Raw genomic sequence first — 13,232 nt, 5'->3', positions numbered from 1 at the left:
GGGGTCTTTTTGTTGCCGCAGAGAGGATCCTGATGACCTTCCAGGTCTACGACACGACCTTGCGCGACGGCGCCCAGCGCGAGGGGCTCAGCTATTCGGTGGTCGACAAACTCGCGGTGGCCCGGCTCCTCGACGAGTTCGGGGTGGGCTTCATCGAGGGCGGGTGGCCGGGCGCGGTACCGAAGGACACCGAGTTCTTCCGCCGGGCCCGTACCGAGCTCGACCTGCGCCATGCGGTGCTGGTGGCCTTCGGCGCCACCCGGCACGCCGGCCGCCCGGTTGACGACGACCCGCAGGTGCGCAGCCTGCTCGCCGCCGAGACCCCCGCCGTCACGCTGGTCGCCAAGGCCGACCTGCGGCACGTGCAGCGGGCGCTGCGTACCTCTGCCGACGAGAACCTGGCGATGGTCCACGACACCGTGACCTACCTGGTGGCGCAGGGGCGGCGGGTCTTCGTCGACGGGGAGCACTTCTTCGACGGCTATCGCGACGACCCCGGGTTCACCTCGTCGGTGGCCGAGGCCGCACTCGCCGCCGGCGCCGAGCGGTTCGTGCTCTGTGACACCAACGGTGGCATGCTCCCCTCCCAGGTCACCGCCGTGATCGGCGACCTCACCGCCCGGCTCGGTGTGGCACCCGAGCAACTCGGCATCCACACCCAGGACGACACCGCCTGCGCGGTCGCCAACACCATCGCCGCGGTGGAGGCGGGCGTGCGGCACGTGCAGGGCACCGCCAACGGGTACGGCGAGCGACCCGGCAACGCCGACCTCTTCGCCGTGGTGGCGAACCTGCAACTCAAGCTCGGGCTGCCGGTCCTACCCGAGGGCTGTCTGGCGCAGATGGTGCGGGTGTCCCGCGGCATCGCCGAACTCGCCACCATCGCCCCCAACGACCACCAGGCGTATGTCGGGGCCGCCGCCTTCGCCCACAAGGCGGGGTTGCACGCGAGTGCGATCAAGGTGGATCCGTTGTTCTACAACCACATCGACCCGCAGCGGGTGGGGAACCGGATGCGCATCCTCGTCACCGAGATGGCCGGCCGGGCCAGCATCGAACTCAAGAGCCGGGAGCTGGGCCTCGACCTGGCCGACCACCCGGAGACCCTGAACCGGGTCGCCAAGCGGGTCAAGGAGCTGGAGGCCGAGGGCTGGTCGTTCGAGGCCGCTGACGCCTCGTTCGAGCTGCTGGTCCGCTCCGAGCTGCCGGACGCGGCGCCGCCCCGACCGTTCACGCTCGAGTCCTACCGGATCCTGGTCGAGCATCGCGAGGACGGCGCGGTGGTCTCCGAGGCGACCGTCAAGGTCCGGGTACGCGGCGAGCGGGTGATCGCCACCGCGGAGGGGAACGGTCCGGTCAACGCCCTCGACGAGGCGCTACGCTCCGGTCTGGTCAGGCACTACCCCGAGCTGCGCGACTTCGAGTTGGCCGACTACAAGGTGGGGATTCTGGCTGGCAGCCACGGCACCGGGGCGGTGACCCGGGTGCTGGTGGAGACATCGGACCGCGCCGGTCGGGACTGGACCACGGTGGGGGTGCACCCCAACGTGGTGGAGGCGAGTTGGGACGCGTTGGTTGACGCGCTGACCTACGGGCTGGACCAGGCCCGGGGCGGACGGTCCTGACTCAACCGGCCGGCGGGAGGCGGAGTTCGGTGAAGACCGCGCGGTGGTCGCTGCCCGGGATCGCGTACACCGCGGCGGCCCGGACCGCGATCCGCCGGTCCACCAGCACGTGGTCGATGGTCACCGGCGGAATCAGGTCCCCGTCGTACGGCCCCCAGGTGCCGGTGAGCCCGGTCCCGGCAGCGTCCGCCGCGTCCACGTACCCGGTGTCCAGCAGGGCGCGCAGCGGGGCGTGGTCGAGGGTGGCGTTGAAGTCGCCGGCGAGGATGCGGAGCTGCCCGTCCGGGGTGGCGGGAGGCTGGGCGGCGAGGTCCCGGCGCCAGTTACCCACCTGGTCGAGCGCGTAGGGGGCGGCGGGGTGCACCGACTCGACCTGGACCGGCGGCGCCGCCGGGACGGCAACGGTTCCGTACGCCTGGAGGAAGCCCCAGGCACTGCTGTTGTGCCGGACGCCGCCCGCGCTGATCGGGTGGCGCGCGTACAGCCCGGAGCCGGGGGTCCCCTCGACGGGGTGTAGTTCCCGGTACGGCAGGAGCTGGTCCAGCCCCAACCGGTCCAACTCGGCCGCGATCGCCGGGGTGAACTCCTGTACGGCCAAGACCTCCACCGAGTGCCGGCGGACGAGGTCAACCAGCGCCTCGGCGTCGGCGGAGCCGGCCAGCAGGTTGGCCGTCAGCAGCCGTACCGGCGGGCCGGTGACGGCCGGCGGGGTCGACTCGAACGTCCGCGGTGCCACCACGGCGACCAGAGCCACCGTCGTCACCGCCGCCACCACCGCCGGCCGCCAGCGTCGCAACCCGAGGAGCAGGATCAGGGGCAGCAGGCTGCCCGCGGCGGCGTACGGGGTGAAGGCCAGGAGCTGGACGAGGGGCCCGTGGTCGAGACCGAGCAGGCGGACGCCCGCCCAGGCGGCACCCGGGGTGACGGCCAACCAACAAGCCACGGTTGGTGCCGCCGGTCGCCGACGAGGGTTACCTGTCTCCGCCACGACCGCAGCCTAGGGCACGCCGGTCTGCCCAACCCTTCGCCGATGCTGCCGGAGGCCGTCAGCGGCCAACGAGTTGTGTGGTCAGTACTGAGGGGAATCATCGGTAGTGGGCTGCCTGGTGCGGTAAGTCCGACGTTTGCCGACGGTCGGCGCGGGAAGCAAGCACCGTGACGGACATCTCGGACACCTTGGCCCCCGAGCCCAGCCCGGTCGATCCCGACGCAGCCGGCACCGAGTTACGACAGACTCTCGCCGAGGTCCGGCGCGTGATCGTTGGGCAGGACCGGCTCGTGGAACGCCTGCTCACCGCACTTATCGCCGACGGACACTGCCTCCTGGAAGGGGTGCCCGGCGTCGCGAAGACCCTCGCCGCGCAGACCCTCGCCACCGTCGTCGGCGGCAGCTTCTCCCGCATCCAGTTCACCCCCGACCTGGTTCCCTCCGACATCGTCGGCACCCGCGTCTATCGGGCCTCCCGGGAGACCTTCGATGTCGAGCTGGGTCCGGTCATGGCCAACCTGGTCCTCGCCGACGAGATCAATCGGGCTCCGGCGAAGGTGCAGTCCGCGCTGCTGGAGGCGATGGCCGAACGTCAGGTCTCGATCGGCGGGCGGAGCTGGGAGGTCCCGGCGCCGTTCCTGGTGTTGGCCACCCAGAACCCGATCGAGTCCGAGGGGGTCTACCAGCTGCCGGAGGCGCAGCGGGACCGGTTCCTGATGAAGGTGGTGGTGGACTACCCGAGCGACGCCGACGAACTCGCGATCCTCTACCGGATGAGCAGCGACCGGCCGACGCCCGAGCAGGTGCTCGACCCGCAACGGCTGCTCGACCTCCAGGCCCGGGCGAGCCGGGTCTTCGTGCACCACGCGCTCGCCGAGTACGTGGTCCGGCTGATCCTGGCCACCCGTGACCCGGGCCGGTTCGGCCTGCCCGACGTCGCCCCGCTGCTCGCCTACGGGGCGAGCCCGCGCGCCACCCTTGGCCTGGTCGCCGCCGCCCGAGCCCAGGCCCTGCTGCGCGGCCGGGAGTACGTGCTGCCCGAGGATGTCCGCGAGTTGGCGGCCGATGTGCTCGCCCACCGGCTGGTCCTCTCCTTCGACGCGGTCGCCGACGGGGTGTCTGCCGAGTCGGTCATCCGGCGGCTGGTCAACGCGGTACCGCCGCCTCGGGTCGCCGGGGTAACCGAACCCGTGCCCAACCTGGCGGCGGCGTGAGGTGGCGCGGCCGGGCCGCTGGCCCGGTGTCGCCGGACCCCGGCCTGGCCGACCTGGCCGGAGACCGGCGGCTACGCCGGCTCGAGCTGGCCGTGACCCGACGGCTCGACGGTCTGCTGCACGGCCGATACCAAGGGCTGCTCCCCGGGCCGGGCAGTGAACCGGCCGGCAGTCGGGAGTACCGGCCCGGTGAGGACGAGGTCCGCCGGATGGACTGGGCGGTGACCGCGCGGACCACCGTGCCGCACGTGCGTCAGCTCGACGCCGACCGGGAACTCACCACCTGGCTCCTGGTCGACGCCAGCGTCAGCATGGAGTACGGCACGGCCGAGCTGGACAAGCGGGAACTCGCGGTAGCCGCGGTCGCGGCGGTGGGCTTCCTCACCGCCGGAGTGGGCAACCGGCTCGGCGCGTCGGTGCTCACCCCGACCGGGCTCCGCCGACACGCGCCGGGCAGCGGCCGTACCCATCTGTTCGGGCTGCTCCGAACGCTGCTGGCGGCCCCCCGGCACGGCGGCTTCGACCGGGACACCGCACCGCTCGCGCCCCCTGACCTGGCCACCGCGCTGGACGGCCTCCGCCGGGTGGCCACCCGCCGCGGGCTCGTGGTGGTGGTCTCGGACTTCCTGGATGGCCTGCCCGAATCGCCCGGGCGGCCCGCCCCCTGGGAACAGCAGCTGCGGCGGCTCGCCGTTGCGCACCAGGTGCTCGCCGTGGAGGTGACCGACCCGCGGGAGTGGGAGCTACCCGACGTCGGCCTGGTCACCCTGGTTGACCCGGAGAGCGGCCGACGGCGGGAGGTCTGGACCGGTGACCCCCGGCTACGCCAGCGGTACGCCGCGGCGGCCGCCGCCCAGCGGGATCAGGTACGCCAGGCGATACGCCGTGGCGGTGCGGCGCACCTGCCGCTGCGGACCGACCGGGACTGGGTCGCCGACATCGTGCGGCACGTGCACCAACAACGCCGGCTGGCGACCGCTCCGGTCCCGGCCGGGAGGGGAGGTGGCGGGTGATCTGGCTCTCGCCGGCCCGGCTGTGGCTGCTACTCGTCGTGCTCGGACTGGCCGCCGGCTACGTCCTGCTACAGCGCCGCCGGAGCCAGTACGCGGTGCGGTTCACGAACCTGCGGCTGCTGGACCGGGTGGCACCACAGCGACCGGTCTGGCGCCGGCACGTGCCCGCCGGGCTCTTCCTGGCGATGCTGGCGTTGCTGGTGGTCGGCTTCGCTCGGCCCACCGCCGAGGTGCGGGTCCCCCGGGAACGGGCGACCGTGATGGTGGCGGTGGATGTCTCCACCTCGATGCTCGCCGGGGACGTGGAGCCGGACCGGCTCACCGCCGCCAAGGAGTCGGCCCGTCGCTTCGTGGACGGTCTCCCCGACGAGTTCAACGTGGGCCTGGTCGCCTTCGCCGGCAGCGCCGCTGTCCTGGTGCCGCCCGACACCGACCGGGAGGCGCTGGACGAGGGAATCGACCGGCTGGTCGAGGGGGCGACCGGGGTGCAGGGCACCGCGATCGGAGAGGCGATCAACACCTCGCTCGGAGCGGTGAAGGCGTTGGACGGTGAGGCGGCGACGGACCCGCCGCCGGCCCGGATCGTGCTGCTCTCCGACGGGGCCAACACCTCCGGTATGGACCCGATGGAGGCGGCGGCCGACGCGGTGGAGATGGAGGTCCCCGTCCACGCCATCGCCTTCGGCACCGCCTCCGGCTATGTGGACCGGGGCGGTCGGCCGATCCAGGTGCCGGTGGACGGGCAGACCCTCGACGCGGTCGCCCGGGAGACCGGCGGACAGTTCCACGAGGCGGTCAGCGCCGAGGAGTTGCGCGCGGTGTACGACGACATCGGCAGCTCGGTGGGGTACCGCACCAAGCGACAGGACGTCTCAGCCCGGTTCATCGGCCTCAGCCTGGTCTTCGCGCTGGGCGCGGCGGCCGGCTCAATGCGTTGGTTCTCCCGCCTGCCCTGAGCCCGCCGGGTGGCTGGGTGCAGGTGGCCGATCGACACGAGGAGCGTACGTATGGCAGTGCAGAGCGGGCTGGGCGAACCGCGTGGCCCCTGGTTCATCTCGCCCGAGCTGGGCCCGGACGGGCGGCCCCGGCCAGCGGACTCCGGATCGGCGCGGGCAGGCGGGGCGCACCGCTGGCACCACCGGCTGCTGCTCGGGTTGGCGCTGGTGGCCATCTCCAGTGTCTCCGGCGCCGCGGCCGGTGGTCTGGTGGCGAGCCAGGACGGGGCGCCGGGGACAGCCTCCGCCTCGGCCGCGCCGGTGCCGGCGGAGCTGGTGAGCGCCGCCGAGCAGACCGTCCCGGGTGTGGTCTCGGTGCTGGCCGCCGGCGCCGATGGCGCCTCCGCGACCGGCTCCGGCTTCGCGGTTGACGACCAGCAGCACATCATCACCAACGACCACATCCTGACCAAGGGGGGAAGTGGTTCGGTGACGGTGGAGTTGCCGGACGGGCGACGGTTCACCGCCGAGGTGGCGGGCCGGGAGCCCCGCAGCGACCTCGCGGTGTTGCGGGTGCCGTCGTCCGCGGGGCTGACGGCGTTGCCGCTGGCCAAGCCGGGGACGACCCGGGTCGGTGAGCCGGTGCTGGCGGTGGGCTCGCCCCTCGGCCTCGCCGGCACGGTGACCGCCGGCATCGTGAGCGCCGTGGACCGGCAGGTGCGCCTCGGTGACAACCGGCACACGGCGGTGCAGACCGATGCCTCGATCAACCCGGGGAACTCCGGCGGACCGTTGGTGAACTCCCGTGGCGAGGTGGTCGGGGTGAACACGGCGATCGCCACGATCGACGGCAACGGCTCGATCGGGATCGGTTTCGCCATCCCCATCGAGCAGGTTCAGCAGACCGCCGACACGATCATCGGTAAGGGGGGCTGAAATCTGCGGGCCGGACCGCGAACGACCCCGCCTGCCCGGTGCGCACCGGGCCCCAGGCGCTAGCCTCGGAAACGTGGACAGTGGGCTGCGGGTGCACGATCGGTGGGTGGTGCCCGAGGTCGAGCTGCGGGAACGCTTCTCCCGGTCGTCCGGGCCCGGCGGCCAGGGGGTCAACACGACCGACTCCCGGGTGGAGCTGAGCTTCGATCTGGCTGCCACACCGGGGCTCCCGGAGCCGCTGCGCGCCCGGGCCCTCGACCGCCTCGCCGGGCGACTCGTCAACGGCGTCCTCACCGTGACCGCCAGCGAGCACCGCGCCCAACTCGCGAACCGGGAGGCGGCCCGGGAGCGGATGGCCGCGCTGCTCCGCGCGGCGATCGCACCGCCGCCGAAGCGGCGTCGCCCGACCCGGCCCTCCCGCGCCGCCAAGGAACGTCGACTGGCCGAGAAGAAGCGGCGGTCCCAGCGCAAGCGGGACCGCCGCGTTGACGGCGACTGACCGGACTACCTACGTGTCGCACCTGTCCATCGCGTCGAGTAACCGGGTGCGCAGCCGGGCGGCCTGTTCGGCGAAACCGCGCTGGGCGGCCGCGTACTCCACCCGTCCCGGTGGGGTCTCGACCTTAACCGGGGAGTAGCCCAGGGCGGCGAGGTCGTACGGCGAGGCGCGCATGTCGAGGGTGCGGATCTGCCCCGCCAACTCGAAGCACTCCGCCACCAGCTCGGACGGAACCAGCGGGGAGAGTTTGTACGCCCACTTGTAGAGATCATTGCTCAGCGATAAAGAAAAAAGTGGCCGTGCCGGTAGAGGTGACTGATGAAGATCAGCGACGTAGACCCTCGACGTCTCACCCGTAACAGCATGTGGCGGGCCGTGTAGCGGCCTCAGGAGGCGCGAGAAGCCCCAACCCCCAGGAAGTGGGGGTGTCGGGGCTTCTCGTGCCTCAGGCGGCCAGCAGGCGGCGCAGCTTCGCCAGGTCGGCAGCGACCCGAGCAGACCGTAGGCGGCAGCCGGCAGTGAACGCCTTCCGTGCTACCGCCCGCGCCTGCTCCTGCTCCCCCTCGGCGTCCAGCAGCAGAGCCAACCGAACCTGTGAACGGACGACGGCTCGCGTACGCCCGTGGCCGAAGCTACGGATAGCCGCATTCAACCGCTCCCGCGCTTCCCTTCTCGCCTTCCCGGAACCCTTGCTAGACAAGGCAAAGAGTGCGTTACCCACGTCCCGATCGGCGTGCGCAGCGTGCCCGTCAGCGAACGGCCGGACGCACGCCGGTATTTCGCTCAAGTCGATAGCGTCATATGCCCGCTCGGCTAGCCGCACGTGCCGCCAGGTGGCCGAGGCGTCCCCTACGGTGCCGTACGCCTGTGCCCGCATCCCGCAAAGGACAAACCGGGTAACCGGGGCTAGCCCGCCATCAGGGATGTCGATCATCCGTAGTGCACCCGCAGGGTGCCCGAGGTGGATCATTTGGGAAGCCGTATCAGCAAGAATATGCGCCGAAAGATCAGCATCGTTGGCACCCTCGCTTGCCTTCAACGCAAGTCGTGACAACCGACCGGCCGAGGTGGTTTCGCCAGCGTCAAACATGCTGAACCCGGTTCGGTTCGCCAGCATGGCGATGACGGCGGACAACCGTTTTCGCACAGGGTCACTCATGCTGGCCCCGAGCAACCCAACTGCCCACCTGAGTTGACCTTTGCCCATCTCGCAGGCCAGACCGCCGCCCTGGTCTAGGTCTAGCGCCGTCAACATGTTGGTAGCGGCCTCCAGGGCGCTAACGTCCGCCATGCCGGCTCGGGTCGGCCGAGGCGCGGCAGCGAGGCCGTCCAGTAGCTGCCCCAACTCCACAGTGGGGCTCTGAATCTGCACCCCTAGGACCTGTTCGTAAGCGCCGGCAACTTCCGGCTTAGCGGCACGCCTACCGGCTTCCACGTTGCCAAGGTGACCCTTGGTGAAGTGGGTACGGGCAGCCATTACCGACAGGCTCACCCCGGCGTCCTCACGAGCCGCCCTCAGTAACCGCCCCACGTCCACGACTGAATACCCCTGAATACCTCCACCCGCTGCATCATGCAGCCGGCAACCGCCAGGCTACCGGACATGGACGGCGTAGAGCTCCCCCAATGCGGGCAAATGCGGGCCACTGGTGCCCGAGGTGTAGTGGCTCGCTTCGCTGGCCACGCGGCCATAGCCGCACCTCCCCAAGAGCGCCGCAGACCCAACGGGAGTCGGATTGTGAAGGTCGAGCAATTACCGCAGCGACAGCGCCGGGTAGCGCTGGCTGGCGCGATCAAAACCGAGCATCGGGCGGTGAGTGAACGAGTGTCCGAAGGGGAGCTTGCGCGGCTGCTGTCTGGCGGGCGCGCAGTTGGACGGGCGCGGGTGTACTACACGACCCACCCGGGCGTAGACGTGCTTGAAGCTGTGCTAGACGGGCTCAGGCGGTTGTGATGGCAGACGATAGTAGACCTCCGCCGCACCGCAACCGTGATCCATACGGGACGCCCCCGTTGCCGGACGGCGACCAGGTGCACGGTGAGCCACCGCCGAACCTCGCCCCTCCGACGGCTCGGCAGAAGCTGACCGCTCTACTGGTGGTGGTGATCGTTGTTGCCGCCGTGGTGATCGGCGCACTCCGGTGACGGACCGGCCGCCATGCTCGGCAACGGTTGCCCGGTGGCGGAAGACCCTCCGCAATCATCAAACGGTTGATGGTCACTGTCCGGAGTGCGGCACTCCCGGCCGGTGCCGGTTGTGGGGTGAGGCGTTCGCGGAGTTGCTGGCCCATGACTTGCTTGACCCACGGACACCACCCCCCAAGGATGTCCGGCCGCAATCAGCGGCCGGTGAGGAAAAGAGAGAGGAAGATTCTCGTGGAGAAGTTGAGCTGGAAGAAGCCGATGAGGTGTGACAACAGTTCGCCCAACTGTGTCGAGGTTGCGTCCGGTGACAATGGCGAGCGGTTTGTCCGTGACAGCAAGAACCCGAACGGGCCGGTCCTGGCCTTCACCTCGGAGGAGTGGGACGCGTTCGAGGGCAGTGTTCGCGGCGGACAGCGTTTCTGACGCGCCCGTCCTGGGGCCGGCCGTTGAGGGCTGGCCGTAGCGGGCAGTCAGCGGTCCAGGTGCCGCCTCCGAGGATCGTGTGAACCGCCCAACGAAAAAGGGCCCCGGACCCCTGGCAAGGGGTCCGGGGCGTCCTAGTTGCTGAGTTCGTCTCCGCTGCGGTCTTTGGCTGGCGGCGTCAGGAACGCTTGGCCTTCCCCGTCTGGTAGTGGTTTCCGGTCCTCCAGGGCCCGCACTTCGTCTACGGACAGGAAACCAGCCTCGATGCCGGTGCGGTAGGCCTGGTACCGCTCCACGGTCTTCACGCGAAGTCTCGCGTTCACGTTGAACCGCACGGACTGCCCGGCCGGCAACACGTGAGAAAACGCCTGCTCTATCCGGATCAGCCACGGCATAAGAGTCTGGGTGACAAACCAGTTGTGTTGCTCTTCGACACCGGAACCCCACGAACTAGCCGTAGTCGGATCAAGCATGTAGGCGGGCACCCGGAAAACCCCGGCGATGGCCAACCGGTTAAACCGTTGAGTTTCCAAGAACTGCGCTTGCTCAGGGGTCACGGAAATCTGCTTCCACGATGCACCGCCGGTGAGCACACCGATCGCGTGACTGTTCTTAACGCCCTGGTGGCTACGCTTCAGCATCCGCGCCAGCACTGCCACCTCACCCGGCTTGGGGCTACCGGGATGTGTTCCACAATCCCGGAAACGGTGGCCCCTTGGCTGAAGAACCGGGCGGCGTATTCCTCGGTAGCCAACCCCGCCCCGATCGTCTGCCTCGCGTTCTCCAAAGGAGACAAGCCCCGTAGACTGTTCGCGGCAGCGAATCCCTTAACGTGAACAACCTCCCGGCTGGGCACCGTCAAGTCACCGACCATGTAAACAACCCCGCTGCCATCATCGGTCAGCTCGATCCGAACCGTACGCGGATCAAGAGGAAGAACAGCGATAACCCTGCCGTTGCCGCCCCGGAAGACACGGATAAAAGCGTTCCCGTCCGTGAGGAGACTCGTCATCACCTTGTGCCAAAAGTCAAACGCCGTGTCGAACGGGTTCGGCTGACTCAACCACGCCGGGCCCGGGACCGGCTCCCTCACCTTCCCGACCGTCCGCACCACATCAACAGGTAGGGCCGCTACGGCGTCAGCGATCAACGACACGCACGTGTACACCGCCGACAGATTGAGGGCTGTGTCCTGGCTGACGTTCACTCCGGCCCACGTCGGGCCCTGACCGCCGAGAGCGGCAAGAACACCATCAGAAGGTGCCGGTGCCGCCCGACGTTCCCTGATCCGATCCCACAAACCCAACAGGCCACCTCCAAAGACGAAAAAAGCCCGCCCCCGGTTGGGGGCGGGCCCGGACGGTTTCGTGGGCTACTTGACGCCGGTCACCCGGACGACAGCCGCCGGGTTCGGCACCAGCAGATCAGCGCGCATCTTCGCCGTCACCAGCGTTTCGTCAGTCGCACCGTAGACGTACGGGTTGACATCAAAAACAGTGTCCTCCCGAACCACCGCGTACACCTCGGAGGGCACATACACGTAGATGCTGTTACACACGTTCCCCGACGTGCCCTCAGCCTCGGTAAGAGACAGGTTCCCGGACAGGTACACGGCACGACCGAACAGGCGACGAGACACACCACCCGACGCGCTGCCGGCGCTGTCCTGAATAAGCGACTTGTTGGAACCGGTCGCCTCCTTCAGCTTCAGAATCTGCCGCCACGTCCGAGGCGGCAAAACGATGACAGCGGATTCCTCGTCGGCGTTCGCCTCCGCGAGCAAGCCCAGGGCGTCAGCGACAACATCCAGGTTCGCCAACGCGGCACCGTTAGTACCCGCCGAAAGCGTCTGGATACCAGCAACATGCTTCAGTCCCCGCACGTTCGGGGCGGTACCGTCGCCCTCGAAACAGCTCAGGTCGTAGGCCAAACCCACAGAACGGATCAGCGACTTCGAAAGCTGCTCAAGAGCGGACGGCTTAGCGTCGCTGACAACCTCATTGGGTACCCGGGTGCCCTGCATGAACTTCCGGGGCACCGCCGTCAACGACTCCGCGTTCGGGTCGCTCAGCGGCACATCAGCCGCCTCCCCCACAGCACCAGCAACCCCGTCACTGGTCATGTGAGGAATCACGATGCTGTCACCGCTGGTGCGGATGACCTGAACACCACTACGGACAATGACACTAGAGGTGCCCAGGAAGTCCAGCACATACCCGGCCTGCTCGGCCGGGGTGAACGCCGCACCCATCCCGGACGCACCCGTGAGGGCCCGCACCTCAGCCGACAGCAACTCCCCGGCGCGCACCTCGGCGCGGGCACCAGGAACACCAGCCGGGCTAGCGGCGATAGCGCGACGCTGCTCCGCCTCGACAGTCGCCCGCGACTCACCCGCCGCACCCTCAGCGGTCTGCCGCCCCGGTTCACCCCAACCGCCTTCCGGGCCGAGACTGTCAATGGCGCGGATACGCGTCTCCACCGGAAGAAGCTCGTTGCGGGTCACTCTCAAGAGGTTCCCCAACTTGGCGCGCTTTTCTTCTAGCTCAAGCTCAAGCTCAGGTTCAGTAGTCAAAACAGAATCTCCAATCAGAACAAACGAGAATGCCGCCCCACGCAGGGGCGGCACCCACTAAAAATCATTGTCAAAATTTGATGCTACGGTGAATTTAGGACGTCGATCACGGTTACGCAGATCTTCGCGTACGCCATCACTGAATCGTCCCTACCATCCCTAAGTGCCAACTCGAAAAGCCGGAAGAAATACTCCACTATGTTGCCAAGCTCGGTAGAGGTCAGCTTACGGAATTCGGAAGATAGGTCAGTCATGAAATTTCCTTACTCTCGTTGAAGGTACTGAAACAATTTAAGGTTTCCCTCGAATTCCCACAAACCCGGGAAAATGTGCAGACACAAAAACGAGCCTAAAGCAGCGGGAGTGGGTAAAGTTTGTGGGAAAGTTTTTCTGCCCCTTTCCCCCTGTCGGGGGTCGGGGGTTGTGGGTTTGCATTTCCTGAGCAGACTGTCTTGTGAGTTTTTCTGTATGGAATGCAGACCGTAGTGCACGAACCCCCGCCTAGCTAGACTGTTGTGTCAGAGCCCAGGGGCTCTTTCACCGGACGGGGTCGCACGGTTCTCATTTCTTCGCTGGGCCCCTAACCGGGCCCCCTGCCGGTTAGAGCAGGTGGCGCAGTGGGCGCGCCACAGCGAGGGTTCCATGAGTAGTGCTCGGCCTTCCGGGGTGGACGTGGGGATGATGTGGTCTACGTGTGTTGAGAGGGCTCCACATTCCCAGCACACCGGATGGTCGGTGAGGAACGCGCGTTTCGCGCGGGCCGCCTTCGCGGAATACCAGATCGGGGGGTGGGTGCGGTTGTGCGCCTCCGCCCTGGGGGCGGTGGCGAACGGTTTCGGCTGGTGTGTTGGGCACCTGCTGGTGCCGTGGGGTGTGAGTTGT

Annotated in this window: 14 protein-coding genes and 2 pseudogenes; 9 read left to right on the top strand and 7 right to left on the bottom strand. The window is 68.6% G+C overall.

Annotated elements, in window-relative coordinates:
* Positions 1 to 32 precede the first annotated feature (32 nt).
* On the top strand, positions 33 to 1,625 hold the full coding sequence (cimA, locus tag SALPAC6_RS0112540; RefSeq protein ID WP_018253756.1) for a citramalate synthase: 1,593 nt from the start codon (positions 33 to 35) through the stop codon (positions 1,623 to 1,625).
* A 1-nt stretch (position 1,626) separates the two neighbouring features.
* Here cimA and SALPAC6_RS0112535 read toward each other — a convergent pair whose 3' ends face one another.
* A complete protein-coding gene (locus tag SALPAC6_RS0112535) occupies positions 1,627 to 2,568 on the bottom strand; it encodes an endonuclease/exonuclease/phosphatase family protein (RefSeq protein WP_397539746.1) in 942 nt (313 codons plus the stop codon).
* Between the two features lie 212 nt (positions 2,569 to 2,780).
* Here SALPAC6_RS0112535 and SALPAC6_RS0112530 point away from each other — a divergent pair, with 212 nt between their 5' ends.
* The 5 genes from SALPAC6_RS0112530 to arfB all read left to right on the top strand — a co-directional run bounded on the left by SALPAC6_RS0112530 (position 2,781) and on the right by arfB (position 7,210).
* On the top strand, positions 2,781 to 3,827 hold the full coding sequence (locus SALPAC6_RS0112530; RefSeq protein WP_018253754.1) for an AAA family ATPase: 1,047 nt from the start codon (positions 2,781 to 2,783) through the stop codon (positions 3,825 to 3,827).
* A 26-nt stretch (positions 3,828 to 3,853) separates the two neighbouring features.
* Positions 3,854 to 4,840 carry a DUF58 domain-containing protein gene (locus SALPAC6_RS0112525; protein ID WP_018253753.1) on the top strand — a complete coding sequence of 329 codons (987 nt, stop codon included), beginning with the start codon at positions 3,854 to 3,856 and terminating at the stop codon, positions 4,838 to 4,840.
* Complete coding sequence (locus SALPAC6_RS0112520) at positions 4,837 to 5,796, top strand: VWA domain-containing protein (RefSeq protein ID WP_018253752.1); 960 nt, start codon at positions 4,837 to 4,839, stop codon at positions 5,794 to 5,796. Before SALPAC6_RS0112525 ends, SALPAC6_RS0112520 begins: the two co-directional genes overlap by 4 nt.
* A gap of 51 nt (positions 5,797 to 5,847) precedes the next feature.
* Entirely contained in the window at positions 5,848 to 6,711 is an 864-nt protein-coding gene (locus tag SALPAC6_RS0112515) for a S1C family serine protease (protein ID WP_018253751.1), read from the top strand.
* A gap of 73 nt (positions 6,712 to 6,784) precedes the next feature.
* Positions 6,785 to 7,210 (top strand): alternative ribosome rescue aminoacyl-tRNA hydrolase ArfB, encoded by a 426-nt coding sequence (gene arfB, locus SALPAC6_RS0112510; RefSeq protein WP_018253750.1) that lies wholly within the window; start codon positions 6,785 to 6,787, stop codon positions 7,208 to 7,210.
* 9 nt (positions 7,211 to 7,219) lie between these two features.
* On the opposite strand, the pseudogene SALPAC6_RS0112505 reads toward arfB, so the two are convergent.
* From SALPAC6_RS0112505 to SALPAC6_RS31220, 3 genes and pseudogenes are all read right to left on the bottom strand, one after another.
* Positions 7,220 to 7,495, bottom strand: a pseudogene (locus SALPAC6_RS0112505) (3-methyladenine DNA glycosylase); the annotation flags it as partial.
* Positions 7,496 to 7,655: 160 nt separating this feature from the next.
* Positions 7,656 to 8,144: a hypothetical protein gene (locus SALPAC6_RS30150; RefSeq protein ID WP_223874470.1), complete on the bottom strand. Its 489-nt coding sequence runs from the start codon at positions 8,142 to 8,144 to the stop codon at positions 7,656 to 7,658.
* A gap of 441 nt (positions 8,145 to 8,585) precedes the next feature.
* Positions 8,586 to 8,741: pseudogene (locus SALPAC6_RS31220) on the bottom strand (helix-turn-helix domain-containing protein); the annotation flags it as partial.
* Between the two features lie 204 nt (positions 8,742 to 8,945).
* Between SALPAC6_RS31220 and SALPAC6_RS31215 the strand changes: the two are divergent.
* From SALPAC6_RS31215 to SALPAC6_RS0112490, 3 genes are all read left to right on the top strand, one after another.
* Positions 8,946 to 9,164, top strand: a complete 219-nt coding sequence (locus SALPAC6_RS31215; RefSeq protein WP_080636158.1) for a hypothetical protein — start codon at positions 8,946 to 8,948, stop codon at positions 9,162 to 9,164.
* Positions 9,164 to 9,355, top strand: coding sequence for a hypothetical protein (locus SALPAC6_RS0112495; RefSeq protein WP_026189608.1), 192 nt, complete (start codon positions 9,164 to 9,166; stop codon positions 9,353 to 9,355). The genes SALPAC6_RS31215 and SALPAC6_RS0112495 overlap by 1 nt, the downstream gene beginning before the upstream one ends.
* 258 nt (positions 9,356 to 9,613) lie before the next feature.
* Positions 9,614 to 9,778 (top strand): DUF397 domain-containing protein, encoded by a 165-nt coding sequence (locus tag SALPAC6_RS0112490; RefSeq protein WP_080636040.1) that lies wholly within the window; start codon positions 9,614 to 9,616, stop codon positions 9,776 to 9,778.
* A gap of 134 nt (positions 9,779 to 9,912) precedes the next feature.
* On the opposite strand, the gene SALPAC6_RS30760 is transcribed toward SALPAC6_RS0112490, so the two are convergent.
* The 3 genes from SALPAC6_RS30760 to SALPAC6_RS0112475 all read right to left on the bottom strand — a co-directional run bounded on the left by SALPAC6_RS30760 (position 9,913) and on the right by SALPAC6_RS0112475 (position 12,404).
* On the bottom strand, positions 9,913 to 10,437 hold the full coding sequence (locus SALPAC6_RS30760; protein ID WP_162561510.1) for a phage portal protein: 525 nt from the start codon (positions 10,435 to 10,437) through the stop codon (positions 9,913 to 9,915).
* Positions 10,413 to 10,985, bottom strand: coding sequence for a phage portal protein (locus SALPAC6_RS30755; RefSeq protein ID WP_018253744.1), 573 nt, complete (start codon positions 10,983 to 10,985; stop codon positions 10,413 to 10,415). The genes SALPAC6_RS30760 and SALPAC6_RS30755 overlap by 25 nt, the downstream gene beginning before the upstream one ends.
* Positions 10,986 to 11,150: 165 nt before the next feature.
* A complete protein-coding gene (locus SALPAC6_RS0112475; protein WP_080636038.1) occupies positions 11,151 to 12,404 on the bottom strand; it encodes a phage major capsid protein in 1,254 nt (417 codons plus the stop codon).
* Positions 12,405 to 13,232 lie beyond the last annotated feature (828 nt).

The organism is Salinispora mooreana, from assembly GCF_000379065.1.
GTDB classification, from domain to species: Bacteria; Actinomycetota; Actinomycetes; order Mycobacteriales; family Micromonosporaceae; genus Micromonospora; species Micromonospora mooreana.
This window is presented reverse-complemented; position numbering and strand designations above follow the sequence as displayed.